This is a genomic window from Streptomyces sp. NPDC031265, from assembly GCF_055570295.1.
This window is the reverse complement of the sequence record NZ_JBVIHM010000035.1, coordinates 52,198-73,555: the sequence shown is the minus strand read 5'-3', so window position 1 is coordinate 73,555 and position 21,358 is coordinate 52,198. Positions and strand designations below refer to the sequence as shown.

16 protein-coding genes and 4 pseudogenes are annotated in these 21,358 nt (G+C 68.8%); 12 read left to right on the top strand and 8 right to left on the bottom strand.

Annotation, left to right across the window (positions count from 1 at the left end; translation table 11 throughout):
* The 5 genes and pseudogenes from xylA to ACZ499_RS35125 all read left to right on the top strand — a co-directional run.
* The coding region (gene xylA, locus ACZ499_RS35145) for a xylose isomerase (protein WP_468680628.1) at window positions 1-882 on the top strand (882 nt) is incomplete at its 5' end.
* Window positions 883-1,013: 131 nt separating this feature from the next.
* Window positions 1,014-2,279, top strand: a complete 1,266-nt coding sequence (locus tag ACZ499_RS35140) for an ABC transporter substrate-binding protein (RefSeq protein ID WP_468680626.1) — start codon at window positions 1,014-1,016, stop codon at window positions 2,277-2,279.
* Between the two features lie 10 nt (window positions 2,280-2,289).
* A complete protein-coding gene (locus tag ACZ499_RS35135) occupies window positions 2,290-3,249 on the top strand; it encodes a carbohydrate ABC transporter permease (protein WP_468680625.1) in 960 nt (319 codons plus the stop codon).
* A 5-nt stretch (window positions 3,250-3,254) separates the two neighbouring features.
* Window positions 3,255-4,112 carry a carbohydrate ABC transporter permease gene (locus ACZ499_RS35130; protein WP_361374655.1) on the top strand — a complete coding sequence of 286 codons (858 nt, stop codon included), beginning with the start codon at window positions 3,255-3,257 and terminating at the stop codon, window positions 4,110-4,112.
* Between the two features lie 26 nt (window positions 4,113-4,138).
* A pseudogene (locus ACZ499_RS35125) lies at window positions 4,139-5,101 on the top strand (family 1 glycosylhydrolase); the annotation flags it as partial.
* Between the two features lie 49 nt (window positions 5,102-5,150).
* Here the strand turns inward: ACZ499_RS35125 and ACZ499_RS35120 are convergent.
* On the bottom strand, window positions 5,151-5,276 hold the full coding sequence (locus tag ACZ499_RS35120) for a hypothetical protein (protein WP_468680623.1): 126 nt from the start codon (window positions 5,274-5,276) through the stop codon (window positions 5,151-5,153).
* 228 nt (window positions 5,277-5,504) lie between these two features.
* On the opposite strand from ACZ499_RS35120, the pseudogene ACZ499_RS35115 reads away from it, so the two are divergent.
* From ACZ499_RS35115 to ACZ499_RS35100, 4 genes and pseudogenes are all read left to right on the top strand, one after another.
* A pseudogene (locus tag ACZ499_RS35115) lies at window positions 5,505-7,340 on the top strand (family 43 glycosylhydrolase); the annotation flags it as partial.
* 587 nt (window positions 7,341-7,927) lie between these two features.
* Window positions 7,928-8,314, top strand: a pseudogene (locus ACZ499_RS35110) (ATP-binding cassette domain-containing protein); the annotation flags it as partial.
* An 83-nt stretch (window positions 8,315-8,397) separates the two neighbouring features.
* Window positions 8,398-9,141 (top strand): SUKH-3 domain-containing protein, encoded by a 744-nt coding sequence (locus ACZ499_RS35105; RefSeq protein WP_468680622.1) that lies wholly within the window; start codon window positions 8,398-8,400, stop codon window positions 9,139-9,141.
* Window positions 9,142-9,218: 77 nt separating this feature from the next.
* Complete coding sequence (locus ACZ499_RS35100) at window positions 9,219-9,626, top strand: hypothetical protein (protein ID WP_468680619.1); 408 nt, start codon at window positions 9,219-9,221, stop codon at window positions 9,624-9,626.
* 10 nt (window positions 9,627-9,636) lie between these two features.
* Here the strand turns inward: ACZ499_RS35100 and ACZ499_RS35095 are convergent, their stop codons facing one another.
* On the bottom strand, window positions 9,637-10,278 hold the full coding sequence (locus ACZ499_RS35095; protein WP_468680617.1) for a TetR/AcrR family transcriptional regulator: 642 nt from the start codon (window positions 10,276-10,278) through the stop codon (window positions 9,637-9,639).
* A gap of 84 nt (window positions 10,279-10,362) precedes the next feature.
* Between ACZ499_RS35095 and ACZ499_RS35090 the strand changes: the two genes are divergently transcribed.
* Both ACZ499_RS35090 and ACZ499_RS35085 read left to right on the top strand, forming a co-directional pair.
* Window positions 10,363-11,100 (top strand): SDR family NAD(P)-dependent oxidoreductase, encoded by a 738-nt coding sequence (locus tag ACZ499_RS35090; RefSeq protein ID WP_468680616.1) that lies wholly within the window; start codon window positions 10,363-10,365, stop codon window positions 11,098-11,100.
* Window positions 11,101-11,148: 48 nt separating this feature from the next.
* A pseudogene (locus tag ACZ499_RS35085) lies at window positions 11,149-11,367 on the top strand (mycothiol transferase); the annotation flags it as partial.
* Here ACZ499_RS35085 and ACZ499_RS35080 read toward each other — a convergent pair.
* The 3 genes from ACZ499_RS35080 to ACZ499_RS35070 all read right to left on the bottom strand — a co-directional run bounded on the left by ACZ499_RS35080 (window position 11,364) and on the right by ACZ499_RS35070 (window position 15,172).
* Window positions 11,364-12,262, bottom strand: a protein-coding gene (locus ACZ499_RS35080; protein ID WP_468680634.1) for an IS5 family transposase whose coding sequence is annotated in 2 segments (ribosomal slippage) — window positions 11,364-11,902 and window positions 11,902-12,262 — 900 coding nt in all. Because the reading frame shifts where the segments join, the coding sequence is not laid out codon by codon here. The pseudogene ACZ499_RS35085 and the gene ACZ499_RS35080 sit on opposite strands and share 4 nt — an antisense overlap.
* A gap of 302 nt (window positions 12,263-12,564) precedes the next feature.
* Entirely contained in the window at window positions 12,565-13,077 is a 513-nt protein-coding gene (locus ACZ499_RS35075) for a DUF6262 family protein (protein WP_468680614.1), read from the bottom strand.
* An 805-nt stretch (window positions 13,078-13,882) separates the two neighbouring features.
* Window positions 13,883-15,172, bottom strand: coding sequence for a hypothetical protein (locus ACZ499_RS35070; RefSeq protein ID WP_468680612.1), 1,290 nt, complete (start codon window positions 15,170-15,172; stop codon window positions 13,883-13,885).
* Window positions 15,173-15,634: 462 nt separating this feature from the next.
* Here ACZ499_RS35070 and ACZ499_RS35065 point away from each other — a divergent pair, with 462 nt between their 5' ends.
* Window positions 15,635-16,273, top strand: a complete 639-nt coding sequence (locus ACZ499_RS35065) for a hypothetical protein (RefSeq protein ID WP_468680610.1) — start codon at window positions 15,635-15,637, stop codon at window positions 16,271-16,273.
* A gap of 95 nt (window positions 16,274-16,368) precedes the next feature.
* On the opposite strand, the gene ACZ499_RS35060 is transcribed toward ACZ499_RS35065, so the two are convergent.
* The 3 genes from ACZ499_RS35060 to ACZ499_RS35050 are packed head-to-tail and all read right to left on the bottom strand — an operon-like array spanning window position 16,369 to window position 21,184.
* Window positions 16,369-17,778 carry an MFS transporter gene (locus tag ACZ499_RS35060; RefSeq protein ID WP_468680608.1) on the bottom strand — a complete coding sequence of 470 codons (1,410 nt, stop codon included), beginning with the start codon at window positions 17,776-17,778 and terminating at the stop codon, window positions 16,369-16,371.
* Complete coding sequence (locus ACZ499_RS35055) at window positions 17,775-19,808, bottom strand: PEP/pyruvate-binding domain-containing protein (RefSeq protein ID WP_468680606.1); 2,034 nt, start codon at window positions 19,806-19,808, stop codon at window positions 17,775-17,777. The genes ACZ499_RS35060 and ACZ499_RS35055 overlap by 4 nt, the downstream gene beginning before the upstream one ends.
* Window positions 19,805-21,184: an ATP-grasp domain-containing protein gene (locus ACZ499_RS35050; protein WP_468680604.1), complete on the bottom strand. Its 1,380-nt coding sequence runs from the start codon at window positions 21,182-21,184 to the stop codon at window positions 19,805-19,807. The genes ACZ499_RS35055 and ACZ499_RS35050 overlap by 4 nt, the downstream gene beginning before the upstream one ends.
* Window positions 21,185-21,358: the final 174 nt, after the last annotated feature.

The window sequence follows — 21,358 nt, the reverse complement described above, 5'->3', positions numbered from 1 at the left end:
CGATACAACCAGTATCGGGGCGACCCTCCGCCTTGCGATCGCACGCACCAGACGCCGCCGGGCCCGCCCTTCGGGCGGACGACGCTACTTTCGAACCACGCCCTAGGCGCCACGACGTACGTCGCCTGGGGCGGTCGTGAGGGTGCGGAGTCCGGCGGTGCCAAGGATGTACGCGCCGCGCTCGACCGGATGAAGGAGGCCTTCGACCTGCTCGGCGAGTATGTCGTCGAGCAGGGTTACGACCTCAGGTTCGCGATCGAGCCCAAGCCGAACGAACCGCGCGGCGACATCCTCCTGCCGACCATCGGTCACGCTCTGGCGTTCATCGAGCACCTGGAGCGCCCCGAACTCGTGGGCGTCAATCCGGAGGTCGGCCATGAGCAGATGGCGGGCCTGAACTTTCCGCATGGCATCGCCCAGGCTCTGTGGGCGGGCAAGCTCTTCCACATCGATCTCAACGGCCAGACCGGCATCAAGTACGACCAGGACCTGCGCTTCGGCGCCGGTGACGTGCGCCAGGCGTTCTGGCTCGTCGACCTGCTGGAGAGCGCCGGCTACCAGGGGCCACGCCACTTCGACTTCAAGCCGGCGCGCACCGACGGTGTCGACGGCGTGTGGGAGTCCGCGAAGAACTGCATGCGCAACTACCTGATCCTCAAGGAGCGTTCGGCCGCGTTCCGGTCCGACCCTCAGGTGCGGCAGGCGCTGCGCGACTCCCGCCTCGACCAGCTTGCGCAGCCCACCGCCGCCGAGGGCCTTGCCGAGCTCCTGGCCGACAAGGGCGCGTACGAGGACTACGACGTGAACGCCGCCGCCCAGCGCTCCATGGCCTTCGAACGCCTTGACCAGCTCGCCATGGAGCACCTGCTCGGCGTGAGCTGATTCCCGCACCCCGCGATCGACCCCGTCCGGCTGAGGCCGGAGCCGAACCGGGATCTGCGAACACTCCCGGCGGGACACGGGCGTCCCGCCGGGCCGGCCACTCCTCCCCCTTCCAGGCAAGGGAAACCACCGTGACAGCAGCACACATACCGGAGCGCGCGCGTGTCAGGCGTCGCCGCGTCGGTCGGCGGGCGACGGTCCCGCTCACCGTTGTCTCCGCGCTCGTGGCCACCGCGGCGCTCGCCGGCTGCGGCCAGCAACGCGACGACGATGTCTACACCGTCCTCAACTCGTCGACCGACGACTCGTATCACGGCTGGGACGCAGCCACCCTGTCCCGCTGCAGCAAGCGACTCGGCATCACCATCGAGCAGCAGAGCGTGCCGGCCGCACAGGTCATGACGAAGTCACTGCGCATGGCGTCCTCGAAGTCACTGCCGGACGTCATCCAGTTCGACGCCTCCGAGATGCCGACGTTCGCCGAGGCCGGCGGCCTGATCGACCTGCGCACGCTGGGCCTGTCCACCCAGGACATACCCCGGGGCATCGTCGACTTCGGCTCCTACAAGGGCACGTACTACGGGGCCGCGCGCACGGTGAACACCATCGCCCTGTTCTACAACAAGGACACCTTGAAGAAGGCGGGTCTCGAAGTGCCCACCACCTGGGACGAGATGCGGCAGACCGCCAAGAAGCTCACCAAGGGCAGTCAGTACGGCATCGCCCTGAGCGCGGGCGGCGCGGAGGACGGCGTCTTTCAGTTCACGCCGTTCATGTGGTCCAACGGCGGTGACGAGTCGCAGCTCGCGAGCAAGCAGGTCGCCCAGGCGCTCGACTACTGGAAGGGCCTCATCAAGGACGGCTCGCTGTCCAAGTCGACCGTCAACTGGACCCAGGCCGACGTCAACGACCAGTTCATGGCGGGCAACGCCGCAATGATGATCAACGGTCCGTGGCAGGTCGAGACCCTCAACGCCAAGAAGAACCTGCACTGGGGCATCGCGCGGATCCCCGTGCCGAAGGCGGGGGAGGACTCCGTCAGCCCGCTCGGGGGCGCCGTGCTGACCGTGCCCAAGTCCGGTGACACCGCGCGTGAGAAGAATGCCGCGAAGATCATCGACTGCATGGCCGGCGAGAAGGAGCAGATCACCTACGCGCGCAACAGCTGGATGGTCCCGGCCAACGAGAAGGCCGCCGCAATCTGGCGCAAGGAAGTGCCCGAACTCGACGCCCTCGCCGACCAGGTGGCCACCGCCCGCTCGCGCACGGCCAAGGTCGGCGCGCGCTGGTCGGCGGTGTCGCTCGCCCTGCAGAGTGCCTTCCAGTCCGCTCTCACCGGACAGTCCAGCGAGGCCGCGCTCAAGCGCGCCCAGCAGCGCGCCACAAGCGGGAAATGACGTGACGAACATGTCGACCACTACAGCCTCCGCGACCGCGCCCGACGCCGATCACCGGACGAACACCGTCAAGAAGCCCGACCCGGCACGCGCCCGGCGCCGCCGCAGGCTCTCCCAGTGGGGCTTCATCGCGCCCGCGGTCATCTTCATGGTGCTCTTCTTCGGCTACCCGCTCGTGCGCAACGTCCTGATGAGCTTCCAGGAGTACTCGCCCTCCACCTTCTTCGACGGCAAGGCCCCGTTCAACGGCACCGACAACTGGAGCAAGGTCTTCCAGGACGACCTGTTCGGCAAGGCGCTGTGGCACACCGTCGTCTTCACCATCGGGTCCCTGATCGGCCAGTTCGGCATCGGCCTCGCGCTCGCCGTCTTCTTCACCAAGAGATTCCCGCTGAACGGCGTGCTGCGCTCCCTGATCCTGCTGCCCTGGCTCGTCCCGATGGTCGTCTCCGGAGTCGTGTGGCGCCGCATCCTGGACCAGGACACCGGCGTCCTCAACTCCTTCCTCGACACCTTCGGCCTGGGCGGCGCCACACCCTGGCTGACCAGCCCCGGCATGGCCCTGTTCTCCGTCATCGTGGTGAACATCTGGATCGGCATCCCCTTCAACATGGTGATCCTTTACGGAGGCCTTCAGGAGGTCCCCAAGGAGCTGTACGAGGCCGCGTCCCTGGACGGCGCGTCCGCCTGGCGCACGTTCCGCTCGATCACGCTGCCGCTACTGAAGCCGGTCATCACCGTCGTGCTGGTCCTCGGGTTCATGTCGACGGTCAAGATCCTCGACCTGATCCTCGCCCTGACCGACGGCGGCCCCGCCGACTCCACCCAGACCCTGGGCACCCTCACGTACCAGAACTCCTTCGTGAGGCTGGACTTCGGCGCGGGCGCCGTCGTCGGCAACGTCCTGATCCTGATCTCCGCCGTCTTCGCGGTGTTCTACCTGCGGGCCAACCGCTCCGAGGGGAAGTGACCGGCATGGCGACCACCACCGTCACCGAGACACCCGCCGCCCAGGGACCTGCCACCAGGGCGAAGCGCCGCTGGGGCACCACCGTCGTCGGCGTACTCATCCTGTGCGTGATGCTCTTCCCGCTCTACTGGATGCTCAACACGGCCCTGCAGCCCACATCCGGCCTCCTGGAGGTCTCGCCCATCCCGCACGGGGTGGACCTGTCCGGGTTCACCTCCGCGATCCGCGAGCAGGGCGGCCACTTGCTGACCTCGCTCGCCGTCGCCTTCGGCGCCGTCACCATCTGCCTCGCGATCGCCGCCCCCGCCGCCTACGGGCTCGCCCAGTTCGGCCTCCGTGGCACCCGCACCATCGTCTTCGGCACGCTCATCACCCAGATGGTGCCGGGCATCGTCATCGCCAACGCGCTCTACAGCGCGTACGTCGATCTCGGCCTGGTCAACTCCTACTTCGGCCTCATGCTCGCCGACGCCTCGCTCGGCATCCCCTTCGCCATCGTCCTGATGCGCTCCTTCATGGTGGCCATCCCCAAGGAGGTCATCGAAGCCGCCGAGGTCGACGGCGCGAGCCGGCTCCGTACCTTCGTGCAGGTCGTGCTCCCGATGAGCCGCAACTCGCTCATCACCGCAGGCCTGTTCTCCTTCCTGTACGCGTGGAGCGACTTCATGTTCGCGCTCACGCTCAACACCACCGACGACGTCAAGCCGGTCACCCTCGGCATCTACCAGTACATCGGCGCGCACGTCGGCGACTGGGGCTCCGTCATGGCCGCATCCGTCCTGTCCGCGATCCCGGCAGCGGTGCTGCTCGTCCTCGCCCAGAAGTACATCGCCGCCGGCATCACCGGCGGATCCGTCAAGTAGGCCACGTACGCCAAGTAAGGCCATCCATGAGTGACTTGCCCGTCTTCCCCTCCGGCTTCGTCTTCGGCGCGGCCACTGCCTCGTACCAGATCGAGGGCGCCGCGCACGAGGACGGCGGTGGCCCCTCCATCTGGGACACCTACTGCCACACCCCGGGGCGCGTCGACGGAGGCGACACAGGCGACATGGCCTGCGACCACTACCACCGCTATCCCGAGGACGTAGCCCTGCTGCGCGATCTGGGAGTCGACTCGTACCGCTTCTCCATCGCCTGGCCCCGCATCCAGCCCACCGGATCCGGTCCCGCCAATGCCAAGGGCCTGGACTTCTACTCGCGGCTCATCGACGAACTCCTCGAAGCCGGCATCGAACCGGCCGCCACCCTCTACCACTGGGACCTGCCGCAGGCCCTGGAAGACCAAGGCGGCTGGCGCGTGCGCGAGACCGCCGAACGCTTCGGCGAGTACGCGCAGATCATCGCCGAGCACCTCGCCGACCGCGTACCCCGCTGGATCACCCTCAACGAGCCATGGTGCAGCGCGTTCCTCGGCTACTCCGTCGGCCGCCACGCCCCCGGCGCCCAGGAGGGCACCGGCGCCCTGGCCGCCGCACACCACCTGCTCGTCGGCCACGGCCTGGCGATGAAGGCGATGCGCGCGGCCGGTGTCCGGGAGGCCGGCATCACCCTCAACCTCGACCGCAACGTGCCCGCGAACGACACGCCCGCCGACCGCGCGGCCGCCGTACGCGCCGACACCCAGCACAACCTGGTGTGGACGGAGCCGATCCTCGCGGGCCGCTATCCGGCGACCGAGCAGGGCACCTGGGGCGAGCTGATCACCCGCCAGGACTTCCGCCGCGAAGGGGACCTCGATCTGATCGCCCAGCCGCTGGACTTCCTCGGCATCAACTACTACCGGCCGATCGTGGTCGCCGACGCCACCTACCGCGAGCCCGACCCCGCCCATCGCGTCGCCACGGACAACCGACGCTGTGGCGAGGCGTAGCTCTGGCCGCGCGGTTCGCCTGCCTCGACGTCTACAACTGGTCGACCACCGCGGGCGATCCGATCCGCCAGTACACCGCGACGGGCGCGACGAACCAGCAGTTCTCGCTCGTCCCCGTGGGCGCCACCTGCGGCGCGGACACCGTCCTCGCCGACATCGCGGCGGCCTCCGTCGACTGACCGACCCGGGACCGAACCGAGGCGGCGCACCCGCCGGTCCGCGACCGCCCGGTCCGGTCCCGCCCTACGAAAGGAACTCCCATGTCCCTGACACGACGCACCGTCTTCAGCTTCGCCGCCGCGGCGGGCGCGGCCGCCGTCATCGGTACCGCGACGCCCGCGCTGGCGCGGACCGCGCCGACCCTCGACTAACGAAAGGAACCACCATGTCCTGGCTCGAATTCCCCATAAGCCGCAGGCGGATGCTCATCCGCGGAGCCGGCGTGCTCGCCGGGGCCGCAGCCGCTACCGCCCTCGACCCGTTCACCCAAGCCGAAGGCCAGGAGTCGACTTACGCGAACCCCGTCATTTGGCAGGACTTCGCCGACGTCGAGGTCATCCGCGTCGGCGCGGACTTCTACATGACCGCGTCCACGATGCACTACTCGCCCGGAGCCCCGGTCCTGCATTCCCGGGACCTCGTCAACTGGGAGTTCATCGGCCACTCCGTGCCGAGGCTCGACTTCAGCGACTGGTACGACCTGAACGGCGGCCACCGCTACGTGGGCGGCATCTGGGCCTCCTCGATCACCCACCGCGCCAGCGAGAACCGCTTCTACTGGCTCGGGCAGATCGACTTCTACCGCTCGTTCATGTACACCGCCACCGACGCCGCCGGACCCTGGACCCGCCACGCCGAGTTCCCCCGCTCCTACTACGACGCAGGCATGCTCGTCGACACCGACGACACCATCTACGTCGCCTACGGCGCCACCAAGATCTCCGTCGCGCAGCTCTCGGCCGACGGCAAGACCGAAGTCCGCAACCAGGAGGTCTTCTCCACTCCGTCGGACATCGGCGTCCTGGAGGGCTCCCGGCTCTACAAGATCAACGGCAACTACTACATCTTCGCCACCCGGCCCCCCAACGGCCAGTACATCCTCAAGTCCTCGTCGCCTTGGGGACCTTACGAAGTCCGGGAGGTGCTGCTCGACATGCCCGGCCCGATCGCCGGCGGCGGCGTCCCGCACCAGGGCGGCCTCGTCTCGACCCCCGACGGCGCCTGGTACTACATGGGGTTCGTCGACGCCTACCCCGGCGGGCGAATGCCCGCGCTCGCGCCGATCACCTGGACCTCGGACGGCTGGCCGGAGGTCACCACCGTCAACGGCGCCTGGGGCCAGACCTACCCGTTCCCGAACCTCACCCCGCACCCGGTTCCGCCGCTCACCGGCGCCGACACGTTCACCACCGCGACCCTGGCCGCCAAGTGGGAATGGAACCACAACCCCGACAACACCAAGTGGTCCGCCGGGAACGGCCTCAAGCTCCAGACCGCCACGGTCACGAACGACCTGTACGCGGCCCGCAACACCCTCACCCACCGCATCCAGGGCCCTTCCTCCACCGCCACGGTCGAACTCGACCCGTCTGCGATGGCGAACGGCGACCGGGCCGGACTCGCGATGCTCCGCGACGCCTCCGCCTGGATCGGCCTGCGCCGCGACAACGGCGTCACCCGCCTGTCCATGACCGACGGCCTCACCATGGACTCGAGCTGGAACACCAGCGGCACCGGCACCGAACGCGCGAGTGCGGAACTGTCCGCCACGGTCGACCCCACTGCCTGGTACGTGCTGCTGAACCGCAACAGTGGCAAGGCCCTGGACGTCAGCGGCGTGTCCACCGCCGACGGAGCCCAGCTCCACCAGTGGACCCGCACGAACGCCAACAACCAGCAGTTCCAGTTCGCGGACGCCGGCGGCGGCTACTACAAGCTGCGCGTGCGGCACTCCGGCAAGGTCGTCGACGTCCTCGGCGGGTCCACCGCCGACGGCGCTTCCGTGGTGCAGTGGACCGACGTCGGAGGCAGCAACCAGCAGTTCCGTCTCGACTCCACTGACGGGTATGTTCGCCTGGTCAATCGGAACAGCAACAAGGTTCTCGAGGTGGCAGGCCTGTCGACCGTCGACGGCGCCGCCGTGCAGCAATGGGGCAGCTGGAACGGCAGCAACCAGCAGTGGCAGCTCGTCCGGGTCGACGGCGGGAGCGGCGGCAGCCGAGTCTGGCTGCGCGTCACCGCCGACATTCGACCTGGCTCCGGACGCCAGGCGACCTTCTCCTACAGCACCGACGGCACGACCTTCACGCCGCTCGGACCCGCGTTCACGCTCGACAATCGCCCGAATTTCTTCATGGGCTACCGGTTTGCGATCTTCAGCTACGCCACCGCCGCCCTCGGCGGGGCCGTCACCGTCAATCGGTTCTCCCTCACCACACCCTGATCGATTCTCGACTTCAGCAGTAAGTAGCTGTTGTCTTTTCGATCTTGAGCGGTGGCGGTCGAACGCGGGTTCCCGGTCGGGTGATCCTGCCCTGGCGAGGGCATGAGGAAGGGACCTCCTGAACAGCTCGTGGGTGTCGAATCCATAGAGCAACAGGAGGCCCCGGTGCCGCAGTCTTCCGTGTCGATGGCCGGGCAGTCCAACTCCGCCGCTCCAACGTGTGATTGCCTCGCGCACGTGTACGGTAACGCGGCCGACCGGCCTGAACGGCAGCTCCGGTACCCGACGGACATGACGGACGAGGAGTGGGCTGAGGTCCGGCCGCTGCTGCCGACGCCGGGCTGGATGCGCGGGCGGGGCGGCCCCTGCCCGACAAGGGCCGGGTGGCCTGGGACGGTGTCGACGTGGCGGCCGCCGACCCGGAGACGGTGTGGCGCCGCACCGGTCTGGTCCCGCAGTTCCTCGGCCAATGGCCGCTGGCCGTACGGGAGAACATCACCCTGGGCCAGCCGCGCACGCACCACGCCGGGCCGGTCTGGGACGCCGTGGACGCGGTCGGGATGCGCACGGCGGTGGAGGAACTGCCGCACGGCCTCGACACCCTGCTGGCGCGCGAGCTGTGGGGCGGCAGCGAACTCTCCGGCGGCCAGTGGCAGTGCATCGCCTGCTCCCGCGCGCTCTACCGCCGCCCACCGGTCCTGATCCTGGACGAGCCGACGTCGGAGATGGACGCGCGCGGCGAGCACCGCATCGCATCCGTAGTGGCCTGCGGTTTGGACAGCGGTTTCAGGGGAGGGTGACCAGGGTTCCGAACCCAGGGGCCACCGGGATCTTCGTGGATATCGGCCTTCCTGTCGGCGGATTTGTCGACGTGCTGCTGCTGCCGATGGCTTCGGAGCGGTGGCCGGAGGAAGGGACGGTTGCCGAGTTCGAGCTCTGGTGGGCCGATGAGCGCCCGCAAGTGCGGCTCAAGCCGGTGGGTCGTCATTTCCTGAGGGATGATTTTGACGAGTGGCTGAGTAAGTGGCGTCCTGGCTGGCCAGCTGAGCACGGGCAGATCCTGCCGGAGGACACCACGTTGGCCGAGGCATGGGTGGACGCGACGGCGACGCCCCTGCGGGGAGCCGGCGTGGTGACGGGTTTCACTGCGGAGACCGAGGAGACGCTGCGGGCGGCCGGGTGGTTTCCCGGGCGGCACGTATCCGTTGAGCTGTGGCGCGAGCGATTGGAGGAAAGCGGCGAAGTGCGCATGCACGAGGCTGCTAAAAGCTTCCTGGCGGAGTTCGGCGGCCTGAGTGTGTGGATCGGCGGGCCGGACATCACGTGCGCCAAGTCGCCCTTTAACTTCGACGCCGAGTGCCTCGTCGGCGAGGAGGGCCGCTTCGCTGAGTGGAGCCAGACGATCGGACGCGATCTCTTCCCGATTGGCGAACTCGACGAAGGCCGGCTCTTCCTCGGCATCGATCAGAACAGCGAGATCTATCTGGTCGAGACGTGGGTTGCGACCTTCGGTCCGGCCCAGGACGCGCTGGAGAAGCTCGTCCTGGGTATTGCTCCGGAAATTATCGCCAGGGTATGAACTTCGACAGGGTGCCCCTGTCGGTTCGTCTAGGAAACCGGGTCGGTGCAGGGCAGCCCGGAAGACAGGATGGCGTCATGACTGATCTGCTGTGGGATGACGTCAGGTGGTTCTTCGACCCCGAGGTAATGGGGTCGCTGCCGGACGTAAGTGTTCCTGACGCTTCGGTGGAGGACTGGCAGGCGGTGCTTGATCTCGTTGTCGAACAGGGCTGGACGTTCCGGTACTCCCAAGGCGGGGCGGTGCTTCCTCTTCCCCGGGCGGAGACTGTGCTGTCCCGCCCGGACGGCGCCGAGTGTCCCGAACTGCGAGTGTGGCCTTCTGCCGATGTGCTGATGATCTTCCGCTTCTCCTCCGCGGAAGAGATCGACTTCGACGTCGACCTGAGGGAGCTTCAGGGACAGGCGCGACTTGATGTCTTCTGCCAGTTCCTGGAGGCGTTCGGGCGGCGGCTAGGCCGTGTCCGGCGGATCATGTGGCCGTGATGGCACCAAGTTAGTTCTCGCGGGCCGGACTGCGCCCGCTTGCGAGGTGTTTCTGCCCCTCGGGCATGGGCAGGACCGCCAGTGCGGTGTCTGCAATGTTCCGCAGCGTCTCCGGGTCCAGGCCGGCCTTGCCTACCGCCTCGATACCGCGGACCACCGTCAACAGCAGTGCCGCCAACCGCTCCGGATCCGCAGCGCTATCGATGTCGCCGTGGCGCTGGGCGGCGCTGATCTCCGTCCGCAGCAGGGTCAGCAGTGCCGTCATGGTCTCGGCCGACCGTCCGGCGACCGTCGGATCGTGCTGGGCCAGTTCCGCCGCGCCCTTGGCCAACAGGCACCCGCGGCGCTCGGTGTCTGAGGCGGTGTTCTCCGCCATTAGGTGCACGTATCCCGACAGCCGGGCCAAGGCCTCTGCGTCCGGGCCACCTGCCAGCCGCCCTTCGGCCACCTCAACGACTGCGGTGCACCAGTCGCCAAACACACGGTGGAACAGCTTGCCCTTGTCGCCGAACGCGCCGTACAGGCTGCCCTTGCCCAGACCGGTCGCCTGGGCGATGTCGTCCATCCGGGTTCCTGCATAGCCGGTCGCCCAGAACTGTTCCCGGGCCCGCTCCAGGACTTGGCGTTCGTCGAATGCGCGTGGTCTCGGCATGGTTTCAGCCTAACCATTCTTGACTCGATCGTCCATTACTGACTACGTTATGGACGATCCATTCCACAACTGAAGGGGTTCGACATGCCAGGCGTGCTGCAGGAGAAGGTGGCTGTGATCACCGGAGGGACCAGCGGGATCGGGCTGGCCATCGCCCACCGCTTCGTCCGGGAGGGCGCACGGGTCTTCGTGACCGGCCGGGACATCGACCGCCTCGAAGCGGCAGTCAAGGAGATTGGTCCTGCGGCCACCGGCGTACGATCCGACGTCTCGGTCCTGGCCGACCTGGACGCGCTCTACGCGCGAGTCCGCGAGGAGGCCGGACGCATCGACGTGCTGGTGGCCAACGCGGGAATCGTCGCGGACGCCGCGCTCGGCGCCCACACCGAGGCGAACGTCGACCTGACGCTCGCCGTCAACGTCAAGGGCCCACTATTCACCGTCCAGAAGGCGCTTCCGCTGCTGGTGGAGAACGCCTCCATCCTGGTCATCGGCTCAAGCAACAGCGTGCGCCCCAATGAGCACCTCGAGGTCTACAGCGCCTCGAAGGCAGCCTTGAGTAACCTCGTGCACAACTGGGCCCGGCAATCGCGAGAGCGTCGATTCCGGGTCAACGTCCTCAGCCCGGGACCCACACGGACCCCTGCCCTGCTGCGCGCCGCGGGGCCGGACGTCGACCGGTTCGCCGAGGCCGTCGTGCCACTGGGGCGGCTGGCCGACGCCGAGGAAATCGCCGAGGCCGCCCTCTTCCTGGCTTCGGACGCCTCATCGTTCGTCACCGGCGCCGAACTCTTCGCCGACGGCGGCTACACCCGGGCCTGAGCGACGGCCGGTGGTGCGCATCCGGTTCCCTCGAAGCGATGGGGCGCACTCCCGGCCGCGTGTGCGTCGTACGAGGCCCAGTGCGCTCGAAGCAACGAGATCGTGGCCGCGGCCTCTTGGGATGATGTCGGCCGCCACCCCGACTGCCGGTCCGGCAACGCCGGCCTCCGCTGGGTGCTCATCCATCTCGTCGAGGAGACCGGACGGCACGCGGGGCACGCGGACATCGTGAGGGAGTTGCTTGACGGGGCGAAGGGGTACTACTAGCTCTCTCCCGTGGGTCTCGACCGGAGCCAAAGTCGGATCGAGGCAACGGTGACGGTGCCGTAGAAGACGTAGGCGCGTTTGTCGAACCTCGTCGCCACAGCCCGGAAGCTCTTGAGGGCATTGATCGTCCGCTCCACCTCGTTCCTGCGTTTGTAGATCGTCCTGTCGAAGCCAGCGGGCCGACCGCCCTTGCTGCCTTTGTGCTGTCGGTTGGCCCGCTGGTTCTTCGGTTCGGGGATCGTGTGCTTGATCTGGCGTCGCCGCAGGTAGCGGTGGTTGCGGCGGGATGAGTAAGCCTTGTCTCCGCCGAGGTGGCCAGGCCGAGTCCGCGGTCGCCCGCCATCCCGGCGGGCGACACGGACACGCTCCATGACCGTGATGAGCTGCGGAGCGTCGCCCCACTGCCCCGGGGTGATCAGCAAGGCGAGTGGGCGGCGTCCGCCCTCACCGGCAAGATGGATCTTGCAGGTCAGGCCGCCCCGTGAGCGTCCCAGGCCCTCATCGGGGCGGTGCTGCAGGGGCATGTGCCTTTTCCCGGAAGCCGCGGGGGTTTCTTACGTGCTCCCGCGGCGTGTTGGTGGGCTCGGCAGGAGGTGGAGTCCACGCTCACCATGGACCAGTCGATGCGGCCTTCCGCGTCAGCATCGGCGAGGACAGCCGCGAAGAGCTTGTCCCATGTGCCATCCGCTGACCAGCGCCGATGCCGCTCGTACACGGTCTTCCACCGACCGAAACGCGCAGGCAGATCCCGCCACGGTACCCCGGTGCGCTGCCGGAACAGAATCCCGTTGATCACCCTGCGATGGCTCTCCCAACGGCCCCCGCGCTGACCGGACTTCGGTAGATGCGGCTTCAGCCGGGCCCATTCTTCATTTGTGAGATCTCCGCGCCCCATGAGCATGCCAACGAACCAAGGCTGGAGCAGTCACAAGATCCGCCGGACACAGCCTAGGCAAGCCAGTGCTGATGGATTCCGAGGGTGGTGACGGGAGCCGTCCAGCGCTCGGGTTCGACATTGAAGCCGACCAGGTCGTGCTGCTGGCAGAGCCGCCGGTCACGTGACCCCCACTGTCGTGAGTTCGTAGAAGGTGCCGACGCGAAGTATCGCGAACAGGACGTCGGGTCGGCTCCGGGCGAGGGCGAGGCGGCGCAGGTCCTGGGTGTGGTGTTTATGTCCGCTCCCGGGTGATCCGGTGATCACCGGCTTGACGGTTGGTTCATGAGTCGTGTGAGCTCGCGGTTGGCTGCCCGGGCAGCATCGAGTTCTTCCGTTCTCTCCTCAAGCTCGCCCCGCTTCTCGGCGAGTTCCTGTTCCAACATACTGATGTGTCGCTGGAGTTGATCGATGTCCGGTGCGGCTCCGAGACCGGACGCGTTCCACGCCTGCTCGCCGAGCTGCTCGGAAAGCCGCTTCTCCAACTGCCGCACCCGCGCGGAAAGACGGGTGTTTCGTTCCAGCGCGTTGGCTAGATCAGCCTGCAAGGAAGCCCGGCTCACAGCAGCCAGTCGACCCTCCCGAACAGGTGTGTTGGCGGCGATGTGAACGCGTTCGAGCAGGTCACGGTGACGATAGAGGAAACTGCGATCCACTCGGGCGGCGCGGGCGAGGCCGGACACGGTGATGTCGCCTCCGGTCCGCAAGGCCACATCCAGGGCCTTGATCACGCGATCCCGGCGTCGTGCGGAGTCGGCTCGCTTGCCGTCGATCATGCTGAGGGTCATGCGGTCCTCTCGGGGCGGAGGTCGGGCATGGGCTGCCTCACCTTCGGCATGCCGAGCGAGACGACGCTCGCCCGCGTTCTGCGGACGACGGTGACGGCCTGCTGGATCTGGGCCCGGTCCTCGTCGGTGAGGTCGTCGAGTTCCTCGCGGACACGTTTGACCAGGCGGCGTACTCGGGTGATCTCGTCGTCCGAGGGCATGGCCTCGCCCTTGGCCCAGTCGTCGGCGTCGGTGAACGCGGCCAGGCGCTCGCGGTTGCGCAGGAGATCGGCCAAGTAGGCTTCCAGGTCGGGCAGGTAGGACACGTCGGTGCGAAAGTGGCTGCAGCCGACACAGCGGAACCGAACCGGGCAGTCATGGCCGCCGGCGGCGACGTTCGACGGTTCAGTGCAGGTGCCGTAAGGAACCTGAGTCTCGCCGATCGCCCGACGTGCGTGCTCGGAGTCAAGGATGGCCTTGACCTGCCGCCAGACTCGTTTGCCGTGCCGGTCGAACTGCATCGCTGTGACACGCTCGACCGCTTCTCGTTGGCGCTTCTCGCTGACCCTGTAGTAACGCTGCGAAGTGTCGAGTTGGCGATGGTCCATCAAAACCCTGAGAGCGTCGACGGGGATGCCAGCATCTGCGTGACGCTGTGCATAGGTGTGGCGGTAGGCGTAGGGGAAGACCTTCGTTTTGTCGAAGGGCAGCATCTTCGTGACGCGCTCACCGGCGGCCTCGACGACGGTGGGGACGAGGAAGTCCGGCAGAGAGACGACCCAAGTTCGGTGGCGGACGCCGAGCCAGCTGGCGGTCAGGGGCTTCGTGCCGTGAGGGTTCGCGACCGGTGTCGGCAGTAGTGCGAGGTCTTTGGCCGGGGTGTCGGGAAAACGGGCGCGGACTCGCTGCTGCTGCTCGACGATGAGGGCTGCGGTGGCCTTGGCGATCGGCAACCGTCGGCCGTTTCTAGCGCCTTGCGGTTGTCGTAAACGAGGACGGGCTCGCCGTCGCCGTCCCGTTCGAGGCAGTCGAGAGGCAGCTTGCAGATCTCGTCGGGACGACGGCCGGTGTCCATCAGCAGCTCGACCGCGGTGCGGGCCTGCAGGCCGCCTGCACCCAAGGCATCGAGATGGTCGCAGAGTTGGCGCATCACCTCCGGCGGGATATCGCGGCCGGCCGCGGTGTCCTCGGGGTCGTCCGGGATGTCCTCGGGCCGGAGCGTGAACTGCTCGGGCAGGCCGTGCAGGGGCTGGTCAGGCTGGGTCAGCCCGAGGCTTCGCATGCGTAGGAGCATGCGCCGCAAGTGCCGGACGTCGGTGACGTGGCGGGCGGCGGCGACCTCTCCCTGCTGCACCAGGTATCGCATTCGGTTGAGGAAGGCCACGATGTCGTCGCGGCCCAAGAGCCACGGGTCGATGCCCTTGTCCGGCCCGTTCAGCCGCAGGCTTTCGGAGAGCCTGACGACGCAGTTGATCTGCGTCTGCATCGCCCCGCGGGGATCACAGCGGCGCAGGCCCGCGACCTGCCCCGGGCGCAGTCCGACCCGCGACAGCAGAAGAAGGATGAGCCGGTCACGGGCGGAGCGGCACTTCAAGAACATGGCGACAATCTCCTCGTCGCTGGCCCTGTCGATGGTGGTCTCGGGCTCCTGGAGCCGGTGGCGGGCCCGCATCCGATACCGCATCGCACCACTCTCGCCGCGAGCCTCCTGAGGCAGGTCGCGATCGTCGCCGAGCTCGTAGATCTGCTCCAACACCCGTGTCGGCGCGGCCTTGTTCACCACGGCATGGACCAGGAACATCCGAACGGCAGTCAGCACCTTGTTGATCCGACTCTCGCCCCGGACCGGCTTCGCACCCGGCCCAGGCACCACCACCCGCCGCTGACCGCCGTTTCCCGGGGTCCACTTCAGCCACAGCATGAACAACCCCATGTCGCGAGCGGCGGTCCGCCATTCTCGCCTGGAGTTCGCGCACCAGGCCAGGAACAGCACGACGGCCTCGGCGTACGCCTTCGTCGTCGTCTCTGCCCGCCCCCGGGCCAACCTCAGCTCCCGTAGGAAGCGGTCAGCTTCCTCCACCACACCCAATTCATCGTCCACCACGGTCCAATACCGGATGCCTGACGGCAGCTGTACAGGGAATGCACGCACTGATCTACCTCTACTCCACGAGTTGATCGCAACGATCCACCGCAGAGCCACACCCCCTGAGAACCGTCGCAACCTCCTCAACGAGAAGGGCTTCTACGACGTCACACCACAGCCGGGGAACCCCCAGAGAACACCCGCATGGCGGACCGGATCGTGGTGATGGAACACGGCCGCATCACCGAACAGGGAACGTACGAGGACCTGTTGCACTCGGGGGGCCTGTTCAGCGAGTTGCACGCGCTGTCGCAGGATCGGTAGATCACGAGGTCTGCGAACGACCTGACGGAGAGGGGCCGGCGGTCGCGCGGCTCGACCGCCGCGCGACCGCCGCGTGAGAGACTTCGCGACACCTGCATGTCATGTCCAGGACATTCGCGCATCCTCGCGGTGCGCAAGGAGAAGGGCGACGACGCCATGAACAGATCCCCCTCCAAGGGCTGGGGCCGGGCCGGCCTCGCGCTGGGCGCAGCCCTGGCGTCGACCGTGCTCTGCGCCACGGTGAGTGCGGCGGTGCCCGGCGGCGCGAGCGGCGTCACCGGTACGGACTCCGTCGCTCGTACGAGCGCCGAAAGCGCTTGCCCCGTCGTGTACTTCGACCTGGGCGAGACCCTCGTGCACACCGCCGACGACGGCAGCATCGGCTATCTGCCCGGCGCGGCCTCCTATCTGCGCGCTCTGCGCGCGCGCCACATCAGAATCGGGCTGATCACCAACGTTCCGCCCTCCTGGGGCAGGACCGACGCCGAGCGTGCCGCCAGGCTGAAGAAGGAGGTCGACGCCACCTGGAGGGGCTCCGCGCCCTTCGCCTGGCAGGACTTCGGCGACCGGATCCTCACCCCGCGTACCGAGGCGGAACGCAAACCGGCGCCTGCCCTCTGGCAGCGCGCGCAGGCCGACTCGGGGCGCTGCCGACTCGTCTACCAGGCGGAGACGACCGAGGAGGTCAAGGTCGCCGCCTCGCTGGGCTATCTGCCGTACCAGGTCGGACAGCCCCATCGGCCCACGTTCCTCCCGGCCGGGCTGCTCGAACTCCTCGGCCGCCGGTCCCACTGACCGACGTCCGCGCGCACCGCGCCCGCTGAGGTACACACCTTGGGTACCCACCCTTCCCGGATGCGTACCTCAGCGGGGATGCGCCCGCGCCGCGGCTACGTGCCCGACCGCGGCCTGCGGCGTCCGCCCCCGGTCAGCCGGGCCGCGTCACCGGCGTCATGACCGTCCGCGTCCTCCCCGGGGGGCGGCGCGGGCGTCGGGTCCCACGTTCCCGCGTCCGCCGCCGGGATCCCGGCCCCGGCTCGGTCCCGCTCCACCACCCCGCTGCGCAGGAGCAGTTGGAAGGCGCCCAGCAGCACCGCGGTCGCGAGCGCGCTGTGCCACAGCAGGGCGTCCAGACGCCCGGCGGAGAGATACGCGCCCACGGCGATCGCGGCCAGTGCGCACACCGCGCGGTCCACGATGCTCTCGACCGAAAGCAGTGTGGCCCGTGGGGCGTTCGCGGGTATCGCGTCGTTCACCAACTTGCGCTGGATGGGGTACGCGAAACCGGTCGCGGCGGCGAACAGACAGAGCAGCGCGACGACGGCCCACGGCCCGCCGAACGTCATGGCCGCCAGGGTGCCCGCGAGCGCGAGACTGAGGATCGACACCCAGGCCACCGGCGGCAGACGGCGGCTCAGCCACTGGGGTCGGGCCGAGGCCACCGCCTCCGCCACCGTCATCGCCGCCATCACCCCACCGTGCGAGGCCTCCCCGATGCCGTGGTCCAGCAGGATCGGCTGGAAGAGGTTGACCTGGCAGATCCGCGACAGCGTGAAGATCGCCACGCCCTGCACCATCACCAGCGCCAGCCACGGCGAGGAGGCGACGCAGCGCAGCGCGGAGCCCGCGTCCCGCAGGAACGCGCCGCCCCTGCGCCCGCCGTTCGCCCGGCCGGCCGCCTTCCCCGTACCACCGCCAGCACCGGCGAGCCGGGGCAGCGCGACGGCGCACGCGAGGGAGCCCGCGGCGCTGGCGGCGCTGAGCAGGTACGGAGCCGCGTGGGCGACGGTCATCAGGGGCCCGACCAGCGGCCAGCACACGACCTTCGCCGCCAGCCCCAGGGCCCGTGCGGTGCCCTCCGCCTTCAGGTAGTGCTCGTCGCACTTCTCGGCCCGCAGCCCGTCGTACAGATAGGCGCTCGCCGCTCCCGAGGTGAGCGAACGGCCCGCGGCGATGGCGAGGAAGTGGACGAGGAAGCCGGTGTAAGAGGCGCTGACCACGGGAGCCAGGTTCGCCGCCGTCATCACCACCGCCCCGGCCCGCAGGCAGTTGCGGGCGCCGATCCGGTCGGCGATCAGCCCGGTCGGGATCTCGAACAGGCAGAAGGCCACGTAGTAGATGCTCTGGATGCCGAAGATCTGCCCGTCCGAGAGCCCGGCCGCCTTCTGGTAGGCGTAGAACACCGGCATCCACCACAGCAGGTTGAACAGCAGTTGGAAGCCGTAGTTGAGCCGGATGATCCGGCGGGCGGTGTCCGTCAGACCAGTGGCGGCCGGCTCTCCGGGGCGCAGCCGCCTCACAGCGCGTACGGGCGGATCTGGACCAGCCGGAAGTCGCCCCGCTCGGTCATCAGCCACTCGATGTCCAGCGGCTTGTCCACGTCGGACCCGCCGAACTCCGACCCGCTGAAGTGGGACTGCAGGAGCCGCCCGGTCAGGGAGAGGTCGGCGAGCCGGGCGCGGGTGGCGGCGGGCAGCCCGTCGCCCCAGGAGCCCAGGGCGACGGTGCGGCCGCCGCCCTCCACCGTGTTGTACAGATACTGCTGCGGCAGGACCGAGCCGTCGACGACCCGCTCCGGGGAGCCGGGGGAACAGTTGAGGTAGACGTTGCGGAAGTCCTCGCGGCGGGTCGGGTCGCAGGTCACCAGGACACCACCGAGTGAGGCGGGCACGTACTCCTGGATGATCACGCCCATATAGGTGTCATCGAGGGAGATCCCGACCTGGTGGCGCAGTCGTACGCTGCGGGGCGACAGCAGGGAGGCCCACACCTGGCGTACCGCGTCCAGGAGTTCGCCGGGGCCGTGGACGGCGGTGACGGAGTCGTAGACGCCCGCCGCGGAGAAGCCGGGAAGGTCCTCGGCGTTGGACGAGGAGCGCACCACCAGGCGTCCGAGCGCGGCCGCCGGGACCGGGAACGCCTGGCTGATCTGCCGGGTGACGGACTCGGGGACGGGCGTGTGCCGGATCAGTTGCTGGAGTTGCAGGCAGAGCGGATCCAGGACGTCGGTGGCGTCGAGTTCGAGTGCCATCTTGAGCTTGCCGATGCCCTGCTGGAGGGCGGGCGACGAGGCGAGGAAGTGCTGCTGGAGCGCGAAGGGGAGCGCGACGCCCTCCGGGGCGCCGACCGTCGCGGCCACGAAGTCAGCCGCCCTGGCGCGGAGTTCGGTTGCGGAGGGCGCGCTGAGGCCGAGCCGGGCGGCGAGGTGCCCGTAGAGGTCGTCGCGCGGCGGGCGGGGCCGCCCGTAGAAGGCGGTCAGGTCGGCCGTACGGCTGTCGAGTACGTGGTGCAGCTCGCCGAGGTTGGCCGCCTTGGTCCCGTACCGGTCGCGGTCGGTGCTGCGCAGCCGGTGCAGGGCCAGCACGGGGGTGTTTTCGAGCAGGGGCGGTTCGAGGCGTATGCGCTGCTGGTGCCAGGCCGGAGCGCGCAGGGTCGGTTCCTGGTCCAGCCGCTCCAGGGAGATCTCGTCCTCGCGCACCCGATAGCGCACCCACGCGCCGTCCAGGCCGCCCCTCTCGACGAGCTCCTCCAGATCGAGCACGATCGCGTTGGGTATCCCCCAGCCGGAGGCCAGGACGTTGGTGTGCGAAAGCGGCGTGATCGGCGCGGTGTTGAGGAATCCGGCCACCCGGGGCACATCGTCAGGCAGGCACGGCATGGCCACGATGTCCGCCCAGCCGAGCCCGGCCTCCGCGGCTGTGTACTCCTCGTACGCCTCGTTCGTGCGGAAGAACCGCAGCCGCCCGGTGGCCTCGCCGGGGTTCAGTGGCGTCCGGGCCCTGGAGCCGAAGAGCTCGTGGCTCAGGATGCGCGGCACGCGCAGTTCGCTGATGGCCGCCAGCTCCTCCTCCTGCCCGTGGTTGGCGGGCTTGAGCAGCAACGGGAGCCTGCCGTCGACCCGCACCCGCACGAACTCGTAGAAGAAGTCGAGGAGTTCGCCGTGCATGGTGTCGGCCTCGGTCGTCTCCAGGACGAGGAAGGTGCGCTCGCGGCCCTCCGCGTCCTCTCCGGTGTGCAGGGACAGCACACCCAGCAGGAAACGACGCCCGGGATCCATGTAGACGGAGGCGTTGAACGCGTCCAGGTCCGCGTCCAGCTCGGCGAGTTCCATGCCCAGGACGCGGGTGGCGATGTAGTTGACGTGGAAGGGGTGCGCGGCCGTGTCGAGCAGGTGCCAGGTGTTCTCGGCACGGTCGACGACGACCTTGAGGTAGGGGTGGCCGGCCAGGACCCCGGAGAGCGTGCGGAAGAGCGGCAGGGAGAGGTTCTCGCCGACGACCGTGCGGTCCGTGGCCGGTTCGGCGGCGCCGGTGAACAGCTGGGCAGTCATACGGAGACCTCCTCGGGCTGTATGACGGAGCGCCGCGCGGCGGGCAGCACCCGCGGCAGGGCGTCCACCAGCGTCTCGAAGTCGCGGAGCACCGTCCGCGGGTCGGTGGCGGAGAGCAGGCACAGGGCCGCCATGGTGTTGGCGCCCGCGGCCGGGTCGTAGACCGGCACGACGCTGCCGTCGGGGAGCGAACTCTCCGCGACCACCGACAGCTCGCTGCCGCGGGTGAGGGGCACGCGCGCCGAGACCGCCGGGAAGTCCCAGACCCTGCGGTCCCGCCACGCCTCGCCCCTGCCGTCGACCGCGAGGACGACGAGGGAGCCTGCCGCGCCGTGCGCCTGCGCCGGGGTGAGGGCCTGTCCGGGCCACTCGACCGGGCGCCCGAGGAGGTGGTCGACGAGCATGCCGACGAGGTCGAGCCCGAAGACCTCCTCGATCTGCGGCACCGTCATCGCGCCGCCGAACCGGGCAGCCGTCTCGATCAGCCACATGTCGCCGTCCGCGCCGAGCTTGATCTCGGTGTGCGTCCCGCAGTCGCGCAGGCCGAGGGCGTCGACGGCCTCCCGCGCGAGCGCCACCACGCGGTCCTGGGCGTCCTGGGACAGCAGGGCGGGGGTGATGCCGGCACGCTCGGTGAACGGCTCGACCGTGGGCATCCGGCCGCTGACGCAGACCGGGTGGAAGGCGCCGTCCGCCACGACACCCTCGACACTGACGTAGTCGCCCCAGCCGGGCTCGTCGAACCAGTCCGACACGGCGCCGGTCACGATCTGCTCCACCACGAAGTCCGCGTTCGCCTCGGCCACATGGAGCTCCGCGTACCCCAACTGGGCAGATTCAGCCATGACTTCACGCGAGCGACGCCAGGCCGCGGACACCTCGTGTGGGGAGCGGATGATCTGGTGCGCGGTGGAGCCCGCGCTCCAGGCCGCCTTGAGGAGCATCGGGTAGGGCAGGGCACCGGCCGCCTCGTGCAGGTCGGCCTCCGTGGCGACGGCACGGAACTCGGGCTGCGGCAGGCCGTGTTCCTGCCAGGTGCGCCGCATCAGCCGCTTGTCACGGGCGAGCTCGGAGGCGCCGCCGGCCCCCGCGAGACCGAGCGCCTCGCACGCCTCGGCAACGGCCACGACCGCGTACTCGGAGAAGGTGAGCACCGCGTCCGCGCCGACAGCCTCGGCCCGCGAGACGATCAGGGACACCAGATCGGAACGCTCCGCCTCGGCGGGCGTCACGACCGAGGCGCACAGTCTCCGGGCGGAGCCTGCCACGGTGGGAGGAAGTGCGCTGAGCGCCAGCAGGTGCACTTCCGCCCTCGCGGCCGTCCGGGAGAGGACGTGACCGAGCGGCGGACCGCCCTTGGCATGCACTAACAGCACCTTGCTCACTGAAGTTCGTCTCCATTCGTCCGTGTCGGTACGTGCCGTACGCGTCGTCGTACGTGTCGTCGTACGGATCGGTGATGCGCGTCGGGCGCGGGGGAAGGTCCCGGCGTACGTGTCGGGGCGTGTTCACCCGCATACTCAAGGCAACCACGCACCAGGCGCCCACAG

Coding starts and splice junctions, on each gene's coding strand:
- ACZ499_RS35135 (WP_468680625.1), top strand. CDS start 2,290: ATGTCGACCACTACAGCCTCCGCGACCGCGCCCGACGCCGATCACCGG.
- ACZ499_RS35130 (WP_361374655.1), top strand. CDS start 3,255: ATGGCGACCACCACCGTCACCGAGACACCCGCCGCCCAGGGACCTGCC.
- ACZ499_RS35120 (WP_468680623.1), bottom strand. CDS start 5,276: ATGTCGGCGAGGACGGTGTCCGCGCCGCAGGTGGCGCCCACGGGGACG.
- ACZ499_RS35100 (WP_468680619.1), top strand. CDS start 9,219: ATGACTGATCTGCTGTGGGATGACGTCAGGTGGTTCTTCGACCCCGAG.
- ACZ499_RS35095 (WP_468680617.1), bottom strand. CDS start 10,278: ATGCCGAGACCACGCGCATTCGACGAACGCCAAGTCCTGGAGCGGGCC.
- ACZ499_RS35090 (WP_468680616.1), top strand. CDS start 10,363: ATGCCAGGCGTGCTGCAGGAGAAGGTGGCTGTGATCACCGGAGGGACC.
- ACZ499_RS35075 (WP_468680614.1), bottom strand. CDS start 13,077: ATGATCGACGGCAAGCGAGCCGACTCCGCACGACGCCGGGATCGCGTG.
- ACZ499_RS35065 (WP_468680610.1), top strand. CDS start 15,635: ATGAACAGATCCCCCTCCAAGGGCTGGGGCCGGGCCGGCCTCGCGCTG.
- ACZ499_RS35055 (WP_468680606.1), bottom strand. CDS start 19,808: ATGACTGCCCAGCTGTTCACCGGCGCCGCCGAACCGGCCACGGACCGC.